The organism is Streptomyces abikoensis (assembly GCF_014648775.1).
Classification (GTDB): domain Bacteria; phylum Actinomycetota; class Actinomycetes; order Streptomycetales; family Streptomycetaceae; genus Streptomyces; species Streptomyces abikoensis.
Genome location: NZ_BMRT01000002.1, coordinates 342,898 through 353,387, shown reverse-complemented (window position 1 = coordinate 353,387; position 10,490 = coordinate 342,898). Strand labels below are relative to the sequence as shown.

General features: G+C 73.8%; 1 protein-coding gene. It reads left to right on the top strand.

The window, feature by feature from the left end:
• The first annotated feature begins 11 nt into the window (after positions 1-11).
• Positions 12-10,478: a type I polyketide synthase gene (locus IE096_RS08170; protein WP_189450126.1), complete on the top strand. Its 10,467-nt coding sequence runs from the start codon at positions 12-14 to the stop codon at positions 10,476-10,478.
• Positions 10,479-10,490 lie beyond the last annotated feature (12 nt).

Sequence of the window (10,490 nt, the reverse complement as noted above, 5' to 3'; positions counted from 1 at the left end):
GAGAGCGGAACATGACCACGCCCAGCGAAAAAGTAGTCGAAGCTCTCCGGGCCTCCCTCAAGGAGACCGAGCACCTGCGCCGGCAGAACCGCGCCCTGGCGGCCGCCGCCACCGAGCCCGTCGCCATCGTCGCGATGAGCTGCCGCTACCCGGGCGGCGTCCACACCCCGGAGGACCTCTGGGACCTCGTCGCCGCCGGTGGGGACGCCATCTCCGGCTTCCCCACCGACCGGGGCTGGGACCTCGCGGCCCTGCGCGACGCCGGAGTCGACAAGCGCGGCAACAGCGTCAGCCAGGAAGGCGGCTTCCTCGACTGCGCGGCCGACTTCGACGCCGACTTCTTCGGCATCTCGCCGCGCGAGGCCGTCACCATGGACCCCCAGCAGCGCCTGCTGCTGGAGACCTCCTGGGAGGCGATCGAACGCGCCGGCATCGACCCGGCGACCCTGCGCGGCAGCCGCACCGGCGTGTTCGTCGGCACCAACGGCCAGGACTACGCCTACCTCCTCGTCCGCTCCCTCGCCGACGCCACCGGCGACATCGGCACCGGCATCGCCGCCAGCGCCACCTCCGGCCGGCTCTCCTACACGCTCGGCCTCGAAGGACCGGCGGTCACCGTCGACACGGCCTGCTCCTCCTCCCTCGTGGCCCTCCACTCCGCCATCCACGCCCTGCGGGCCGGCGAGTGCTCCATGGCCCTCGTCGGCGGCGTCAACGTCATGTCGTCACCGGGCTCCCTGATGGAGTTCAGCCGCCAGGGCGGCCTCGCCGCCGACGGCCGCTGCAAGGCCTACGCCGACACCGCCGACGGCACCGGCTGGTCCGAGGGCGTCGGCATGCTCCTCGTCGAACGCCTCTCCGACGCCCGCCGCAACGGTCACCCGGTGCTGGCGGTGGTGCGCGGTTCGGCGGTCAACCAGGACGGCGCCTCCAACGGCTTCACCGCCCCCAGCGGCCCCGCCCAGCAGCGGGTCATCCGCCGCGCCCTGGCCAACGCGGGCCTGACGGCCGCCGAGGTCGACGCGGTCGAGGGCCACGGCACGGGCACCCCGCTCGGCGACCCCATCGAGGCCCAGGCCCTGCTGGCCACCTACGGCCAGGGCCGCCCGGCCGAACGGCCGCTGCTCCTCGGCTCGGTGAAGTCCAACATCGGCCACGCGCAGGCGGCGGCGGGCGTCGCCGGAGTCATCAAGATGGTCATGGCCATGCGCCGGGGCGTGCTGCCGCGCACCCTCCACGCGGAACGGCCCTCGGCACACGTGGACTGGGCTGGGGGAGCGGTGGAACTGCTGACGGAAGCCCGTGAGTGGCCGGAGGTGGACCGGCCGTGGCGCGCGGGCGTCTCCTCCTTCGGCATCAGCGGGACGAACGCGCACGTCATCCTGGAACAGGCCACCGAGCCCGAGTCGGTGGGGGAGCCGGAGGCGCCCGTGGTCCGGCCCGGTGTGGTGCCGTGGCCGGTGTCCGCCAAGACCGAGGAGGCGCTCGCCGCCCAGATCGAGCGCGCCACCGCCCTCGCCGGGACCGCCGCCCCCGTGGACGTCGGCCACTCCCTGGCCACGGGCCGCTCGTCCTTCGACCACCGCGCGGTCCTCCTCGCCGGCCCCGACGGCTCCCTGTCCGAGGCCGCGCGAGGCCGCGCGGCCGCCGGCGGCCGCCCCCTGGCGGTGCTCTTCACGGGCCAGGGATCCCAACGGGTGGGCATGGGCCGGGAACTGTACAACCGGTTCCCCGTCTTCGCCGAGGCCCTGGACGCGGTGGCGGCCCACCTCGACGGCGCCCTGGAACGCCCGCTGCGCGAGGTCATGTTCGAGGGCGACGCGGCCGTGCTGGACCGCACCGGTTTCGCCCAGCCCGCGCTCTTCGCCCTCGAAGTGGCCCTGTTCCGGCTGATCGAGTCGTGGGGAGTGCGCCCCGACTACGTCACCGGCCACTCGATCGGCGAGGTCGCGGCCGCGCATGTGGCGGGGGTGTTCTCCCTTGAGGACGCGTGTTCCCTCGTCGCGGCCCGTGCTCGGTTGATGAACGCGCTGCCTCCCGGCGGTGCGATGGTCGCCGTCCAGGCGTCCGAGGACGAGGTGGTTCCTCGTCTGACCGCCGGCGTCTCGATCGCCGCCGTCAACGGCCCGGACGCCGTCGTCATCGCGGGCGACGAGACAGCGGTGCCCCGCATCGCCGAGAAGTTCGCCGCCGAAGGCCGCAAGACCCAGCGGCTGGCGGTGAGCCACGCCTTCCACTCGCCGCTCATGGACCCCATGCTGGACGACTTCCGGCAGGCCCTGGCCGGGCTGTCCTTCCAGGCACCGCGCCTCCCGGTCGTCTCCAACGTGACGGGCAGGATCGCGACGGCGGAACTGCTGTGCACGCCCGAGTACTGGGTGCGGCACGTCCGGGAGACCGTCCGCTTCGCCGACGGCGTCCGGACGCTGGCCGACGAGGGCGCCACCGCGTTCCTGGAACTCGGCCCCGACGGCGTGCTGACGGCCATGGCCCAGCACAGCCTCGACGACACCACCGGGACCCCGCTCGCCCTCACCGCCCTGCGCCGGAACCGCGCCGAGGAGCGCTCGCTGCTCACCGCGCTCGCCCGGCTGCACGTGGCGGGCGTCGCCGTGGACTGGGCCGCGTGGTTCGACGGCACGGGCGCCCGCCGCGTGGACGTCCCGACGTACGCCTTCCGGCACCGGCGCTACTGGCCCAAGCCCGCCGCCGTCGCGGGCGACGTGTCCGCCGCCGGCCTCACCCCCGCCGGCCACCCGCTGCTCGGCGCGGCCGTGTCCCTGGCCGGCCTCGACGGCGTGCTGTTCACCAGCAGACTCTCCACCCGCACCCACCCCTGGCTCGCCGACGGCACCACGTTCCCGGCCGCCGCGTACGTGGAGCTCGCCGTCCGCGCGGGCGACCAGGTCGGCTACGGCCGCGTCGACGAACTCACCCTGACGTCGCCGCTCGCCCTGGACGACGAGCACGCCGTCCTCCTCCAGGTCTGGGTCGGCGCCCCCGACCCCGCGGGCGCCCGGAAGGTGAGCGTCTACTCCCAGCTCGCCGACACCCCCGACCAGACCTGGACAGAGCACGCGCACGGCACGCTGAGCCCCGGCGAGCGCGTCGCGGACTTCGGCACCGACGAGTGGCCGCCGCGCGACGCCACCGCCGTCGGCGCCGGTGCCGTCGAGGAGTTCTACGACAAGGCCGGACACGGCCCCGCCTCCCGGACCGTCCGCGCGATCTGGACGCGGGCCGCCGACACCTTCGTGGAAGCCACCCTTCCCGCCGACGCCGCGGACGACGCCGGAGCGTTCGGCCTCCACCCGGCGCTGCTGACGGCCGTCACCCAGGCCCTCGCCATCACGGCGCCGGGCGGGGGAGCCGACGAGCCGGTACCGCTGAAGTGGTCCGGGCTCTCCCTCCACGCCGGTGGCGCGTCGGCCGTACGGATACGCATCACCCGGACCGCCGAGGACACCGTCTCCGTGACCGTCGTCGACACCGAGGGCGCACCGGTGCTCTCGGCGAGCACGCTGGTGCTCCGCGACCGGGCGGAGACCGAGACCGACCGCCGGGCCGGCGGCCAGGAGCATGGATCCCTGCTCCGGCTGGACTGGGTCCCGGCACCGCAGGAGCGGTCGGAGGACCGCGAGATCAGCCAGGTGACCCTGGCCGCCGGAACGGCCGCGCCGGCCCTGGCCGGCGTACCGGACGGCACGGAGCTGGTACTGGCCCCGCTGGCAGCGGGCGCCGACGGGACCGACGTGCCCGGCGCGGCGCACGAGCTGACGGCCCGGGCGCTCGGCCTGGTGGGGGAGTGGCTGGCGGAGGAGCGGTTCGCGGGCTCACGACTGGTGTTCGTCACGCGGGGCGCGACGGACGGCGGCGACCTCGCGGCCGCCGCCGCGTGGGGCCTGGTGCGCTCGGCGCAGACCGAACACCCGGACCGCATCGCCCTGCTCGACCTCGACGCCGATACGGACATCGCTGACGTACTGCCCCAACTGCCGGGGCTGCTGGCGGCGGGCGACGACCAGTTCGTGGTGCGCGACGGTGCGGTGCGCGTGGGGCGGCTGGCGCGGGTCGCGCCGGAGCCGGACGCTCCGGCAGCGGTACGCACATGGGACACGGCCGGCACGGTGCTGATCACCGGTGGTACGGGCGGCCTGGGCGGCTTGCTGGCCCGGCATCTGGTGGCCGAGCACGGTGTGCGGCACCTGCTGCTGGCGAGCCGCCGCGGCCCGGCGGCGCCGGGAGCGGCGGAGCTGGTCGAGGAACTGACCGCCCTCGGCGCGGAAGCGACCGTCGAGGCGTGCGACACGGCGGACCGCGGAGAGGTGGAGCGGCTGCTGGCCGGGGTCCAGGGGGATCGTCCGCTGACCGCCGTGATCCACACGGCCGGTGTCCTCGACGACGGCGTCGTCACCTCCCTGACCCCTGACCGCCTCTCGGCCGTCCTGCGCCCGAAGGCCGACGCGGCCTGGCACCTCCATGAACTCACCAGGGAACTGGATCTGGCCGCGTTCGTCCTCTTCTCGTCGGTCTCCGGCGTGATGGGCGGCGCGGGCCAGGCGAACTACGCCGCCGGCAACGTCTTCCTCGACGGCCTGGCCCGGCACCGCCGGGGTCTCGGCCTCCCCGCCCAGTCCCTGGCGTGGGGCGCGTGGGCGCAGTCGAGCGGCATGACGGGCACGCTGTCGCAGGCCGACATGCAGCGGATCGCGGCCTCCGGAGTGCCCCCGCTGACGGCCGAACAGGGCCTGGCGCTCTTCGACACGGCCGTCGGTCTCGACGAGCCGTACGTCGTCCCGATCGGCCCCGCCGCGCGCGGCGGGCGCGCCCCGGGCGTCGTACCCCCGCTGCTGCGCGGCCTGATCCGCGGCGGCCGGCGAACGGCGGCCACGGCGGCGGGCGGCGCCGGCACGGCGGCCGCGCTCAGCCTCCGGCTGTCCGCGCTGGGGGAGGAGGACGCGCTCCGGTCCGTGACCGACCTCGTCCGGGCCGAGGCGGCCGCCGTCCTCGGGCACGCCTCGGCACGGCAGGTCGAAGCGGGCCGGGAGTTCCGCGAACTCGGCTTCGACTCCCTGACGGCGGTGGAACTCCGCAACCGGCTCACCACCGCCACCGGTCTGCGGCTCACCGCGACCCTGATCTTCGACTACCCCACCCCGGCCGCCCTCGCGAGCCACCTCATGGCCGAGCTGCTCGAACAGCACGAGGCCGCCGGCGCCACCGGTACCACCGCCGGGACCCCGGCCGTCGCCGACGACCCCATCGCCATCGTCGGCATGGCCTGCCGGATGCCCGGCGGCGTACGGTCGCCGGAGGACCTGTGGCGGATGCTCGCCGAAGGCCGCGACGGCATCACCGGCTTCCCCACCGACCGGGGCTGGGACCTCAAGGCGCTCTTCGGCACGGACCCGGAGAACCGGGGCGGCAGCGCGACCCGGCGCGGCGGCTTCCTCCAGGACGTCGCCGACTTCGACGCCGGGTTCTTCGGCATCTCGCCGCGCGAGGCCCTGGCGATGGACCCGCAGCAGCGGCTGCTGCTGGAGACGTCCTGGGAGGCGTTCGAGCGGGCCGGGATCGACGCGACGGCCTTGCGCGGCACGAAGACGGGCGTCTTCGTCGGCACCACGGGCCAGGACTACGCCACGCTCGTGATGAACTCCCGCGAGGACGTCGAGGGCCACGCCAGCACCGGCCTCGCCACCAGCGTCATCTCCGGCCGGATCTCCTACACCTTCGGGCTGGAGGGCCCGGCGGTGACGGTGGACACGGCGTGCTCGTCGTCGCTCGTCGCCCTCCACCTCGCCGCCCAGTCCCTCCGCAGCGGCGAGAGCTCGCTCGCCCTCGCCGGCGGCGTGACGGTCCTGTCGACGCCGATGACCTTCGCGGGCTTCAGCCGCCAGGGCGGGCTGGCGGCGGACGGCTACTGCAAGGCGTTCGCGGACGCCGCCGACGGCACGGGCTGGTCGGAGGGCGCAGGCGTGCTGGTGCTGGAGCGGTTGTCGGACGCGCGGCGCAATGGCCACCGCGTGCTGGCGGTGGTGCGTGGTTCGGCGGTGAATCAGGATGGTGCGTCGAATGGTCTGACGGCGCCGAATGGTCCGTCGCAGCAGCGGGTGATTCGGCAGGCGTTGGCGAGTGCGGGGTTGTCGGCGGCTGATGTGGATGCGGTGGAGGCGCACGGTACGGGTACGACGTTGGGTGATCCGATCGAGGCGCAGGCGTTGCTGGCGACGTATGGTCGTGAGCGGGACGTGGAGCGTCCGTTGTGGCTGGGGTCGGTGAAGTCGAATATCGGGCATACGCAGGCTGCGGCGGGTGTGGCCGGGATCATCAAGATGGTCATGGCGATGCGGCATGGTGTTCTGCCGAAGAGCCTGCACATCGACGAGCCGTCGTCGCATGTGGACTGGTCGGCGGGCGCGGTGGAGCTGCTCGCGGAGGCGCGGGCGTGGCCGGAGGTGGACCGTCCGTGGCGCGCGGGCGTGTCGTCGTTCGGTCTCAGCGGCACGAACGCGCACGTGATTGTGGAGCAGGCGCCTGAGGGCGGTGTTGACACTGCTGCGTCGTCGGGTGGGCTGGTGCCGTGGGTGGTGTCGGCCAAGTCGGAGGCGGCGCTGGCGAAGCAGGTGGAGCGGCTGGCTTCTGTGGCTGGTGAGTCGGTCGATATCGGCTTCTCGCTGGCGACGGGAAGGGCCGTCCTCGACCACCGCGCGGTGCTGCTGGCAGGGGACGAGGTGGCTCGCGGGGCTGCCGTGGAGCGGTCGCTGGCGGTGCTGTTCTCGGGTCAGGGTTCGCAGCGGCTGGGGATGGGGCGGGAGTTGTACGCCCGGTTCCCGGTGTTCGCGGGGGCGCTGGACGAGGTGCTGGGGCGCTTCGATGGGCTGCGGGATGTCATATTCGGCGACGACGCCGAGGCGCTGAACGAGACCGGTTTTACTCAGCCTGCGCTTTTCGCGCTCGAAGTGGCCCTCTACAGGCTGGTCGAGTCGTGGGGAGTGCGGCCGGACTTCGTGGCGGGGCATTCGATCGGTGAGATCGCTGCCGCGCACGTCGCCGGTGTCTTCTCCCTTGAGGATGCGTGTTCCCTCGTCGCGGCGCGTGCGCGGTTGATGAACGCGCTGCCTTCCGGCGGCGCGATGGTGGCTGTGCAGGCGACCGAGGACGAGGTGACGCCTCGTCTCACCGCTGGTGTCTCGATCGCCGCTGTCAACGGCCCCGAGGCCGTGGTCATCGCCGGTGACGAGGTTGCGGCTCTGGCCATCGCGGCGGGTTTCGCTTCCGAGGGCCGCAAGACCCAGCGGCTTTCCGTCAGCCACGCCTTCCACTCGCCGCTCATGGACCCGATGCTGGAGGACTTCCGTCGGGCCATCGAGGGCCTGTCATACCAGGCGCCCACCATTCCCCTCGTCTCGAACGTGACGGGTGAGCTGGCTGCGGCCGAGCTTGTCGCGACCCCCGAGTACTGGGTGCGGCACGTTCGTGAGGCCGTCCGTTTCTCCGACGGCGTCCGTGCGCTGAGCGAAGCGGGCGCTACCGCCTTCCTGGAGCTCGGCCCCGACGGTGTCCTGACCGCTCTGGCCCAGCGCACCCTCGACCCCGGCCAGGACCTGCCCTCCGTCCCAGCCCTGCGCAAGGACCGTCCCGAGGAGACCGCTCTCCTCACCGCCCTCGCCCAGCTCCACGTGGCCGGCGTCGAGGTCGCGTGGGCCGAGCTGTTCGCGGGTACCGGTGCCCGGCGTGTCGAGCTGCCCACGTACGCGTTCCAGCACGATCGTTTCTGGCCCCGGCCCGCCGCCCTCACCGGTGACGTCTCGTCCGTCGGCCTCGTGCCCGCCCGGCATCCGCTCCTGGGCGCCGCTGTGCCGCTGGCCGACTCCGACGGGATGCTGTTCACGAGCCGGCTTGCCCCGCAGACCAGCGAATTCCCCGTATCGGCCTTCCTTGAGCTGGCCATTCGCGCCGGTGACGAGGTGGACTGCGACCGCGTCACCGCTCTGACCGTCCACACGCCCCTGGCCCTCACCGGTGAGTCCGCGCTCGCGCTCCAGGTGTGGACGGGCGCGCCGGACGCGACAGGGGCCCGTGCCGTCCGCGTCTACTCACGCCCCGAGGACGCCCTCGACGAGCCGTGGACCGAGCACGCCTCCGGTGTCCTCGCCTCCGGCGAGCAGGTCGTGTCCTTCGACGCGTCCATCTGGCCGCCCACCGGCGCCACCGCCGTCGAGGCGGGCGACGAATTCACCACCCTCTGGGTCCGGGACGACGAGGTGTACGTCGAGTCGAAGCTGACCGGTGAGGCCGCGTCCGACGCCGCCTACTACGGCATGCACCCCGCCCTGCTGGAATCCCTCGCTCAGGCAGCGGAATTCGCGGGCCTGGACGGTGAGGAAGAGCTGTCCCCGCTGTCATGGTCGGGGGTCTCCCTGCACGCAAGCGGCGCCTCGGCCGTACGGGCACGCCTCACCCGGACCGCGGGGGACTCGGTCTCGGTCGCGGCGGTGGACGCCTCCGGCGCTCCCGTGCTGTCGGTGGAGACGCTGGTCCTCCACCCCCGGCCGGTCGCCGACGACGCCCCCACCGGGGCCGGTGCGGAGCAGGGTGCCTTGCTGCGCCTGGAGTGGGTCCCGGCGCCCGACCCCGTCGCCACTGCCCAGGAGACGCACCGGTCCGTGACGCTCGGCGGCTACGGGATCGCGTCCCTGGCCGACGTACCGGCCGGCACGGATCTCGTCGTGGTCCCGGTCGCCACCACCGACGGCGAGGACGTACCCGCAGCCGCGCACCGGCTGACGGCCCACGCCCTCCAGCTCGTTCAGGAGTGGCTCGCCGACAACCGCCACGCGGCCTCCCGCCTCCTCTTCCTCACCCGTAACGCCATCCCCGCCGACGCGGCGGACGCCGTCCGTGACCCGGCGGCCGCCGCGGTCTGGGGCCTGGTGCGCTCGGCACAGTCGGAGAACCCCGGACGATTCGTCCTCCTCGACGTCGATGACGTCGCCGTCGCCGACCCGAGCATCGTGCTTCCCGGTCTGCTCGCAGGCGGCGACGCCCAGTTCGTCGTCCGCGACGGCGTGGTGCGCGTGGGGCGGCTGGCCCGCGTCGCGGCGGAGGTCGGCACTCCGGCAGCGGTACACACATGGAACCCGACCGGCACAGTGCTGATTACCGGTGGCACAGGCGGCCTGGGCGGCGTACTCGCCCGGCACCTCGTGACCGAGCACGGTGTGAAGCACCTGCTGCTGGCGAGCCGCCGTGGCCCGGAGGCCCCCGGCGCGGCGGAGCTGGCCGACGAACTCGCCGCCCTGGGCGCCGAGGCGACGCTCGTCGCCTGCGACACGTCCGACCGAGCCGAGGTGAAGGGCCTGCTGGCCGGGGTCCCGTCCGCCCGTCCGCTGACGGCCGTGATCCACACGGCCGGTGTCCTCGACGACGGCGTCGTCACCTCCCTGACCCCCGACCGCCTCGCGACCGTCCTGCGCCCGAAGGCCGACGCCGCCTGGCACCTCCACGAGCTCACCAAGGGCCTCGACCTCGACGCCTTCATCGTCTACTCCTCCATCTCCGGTGTGATGGGCAGCGCCGGTCAGGCCAACTACGCGGCGGGCAACGTCTTCCTGGACGCCCTCGCCCACCACCGCAGGGGTCTCGGCCTCCCCGCCCAGTCCCTGGCGTGGGGGGCGTGGGCACAGGGGAGCGGTATGACGGGCACGCTGTCGCAGGCCGACATGCAGCGGATCGCGGCGTCCGGAGTGCCGCCGCTGACGGTCGCGCAGGGCCTGGCGCTGTTCGACGCGGCCGTCGGGCTCGACGAGCCGTACGTCGTCCCGATCGGCCCGGCCTCCGGCGCACGGCGCGCCCAGGGGGAGGTGCCGCCGCTGCTGCGCGGCCTGGTGAAGGGCGGCCGACGGGTGGCGGCGGCCGCCGGGGACGGTGCCGCGACGGCCGCCGGACTCGCACGACAGTTGAGGGAAATACGGGAAGAAGAGCGCGTACGTTTCGCCGTGGAGCTCGTCAGGGCGGAGGCGGCACGTGTGCTCGGGCACGCCTCGCCCGAGGCGATCGGGGCGAAGAAGGGGTTCCAGGACCTGGGCTTCGACTCCCTGACCGCCGTCGAGCTCCGCAACCGGCTGACGGCCTCGACGGGGCTGCGGCTGCCCGCCACCCTGACCTTCGACCACCCCACCCCCGTTTCCCTGGCCGAACACCTCGTCTCGCAGCTCGTGGGCGAGGACGGCCCCGACACCTCCTCCTCCCTCCTCGCGGAGCTCGACCGCCTCGACTCCGCCCTCACGACCACGGAACCCGACGCCCTCACCCGGGCGGCCGTCTCCAACCGGCTGCTCCAGATGCTGGAGAAGTGGCGGGGCGGCGCGGCCGAGACCGCCGGCACCGAGGTCGCCGAGCGGATCGGCTCCGCCAGCGAGGACGAGATCTTCGCCTTCATCGACAACGAGCTCGGCCGTCTGGGCGATCGCTGACCCGGCCTCATT

Excerpts from the sequence above, each read along its gene's own strand:
- IE096_RS08170 (WP_189450126.1), top strand. The coding sequence starts at position 12 with ATGACCACGCCCAGCGAAAAAGTAGTCGAAGCTCTCCGGGCCTCCCTC.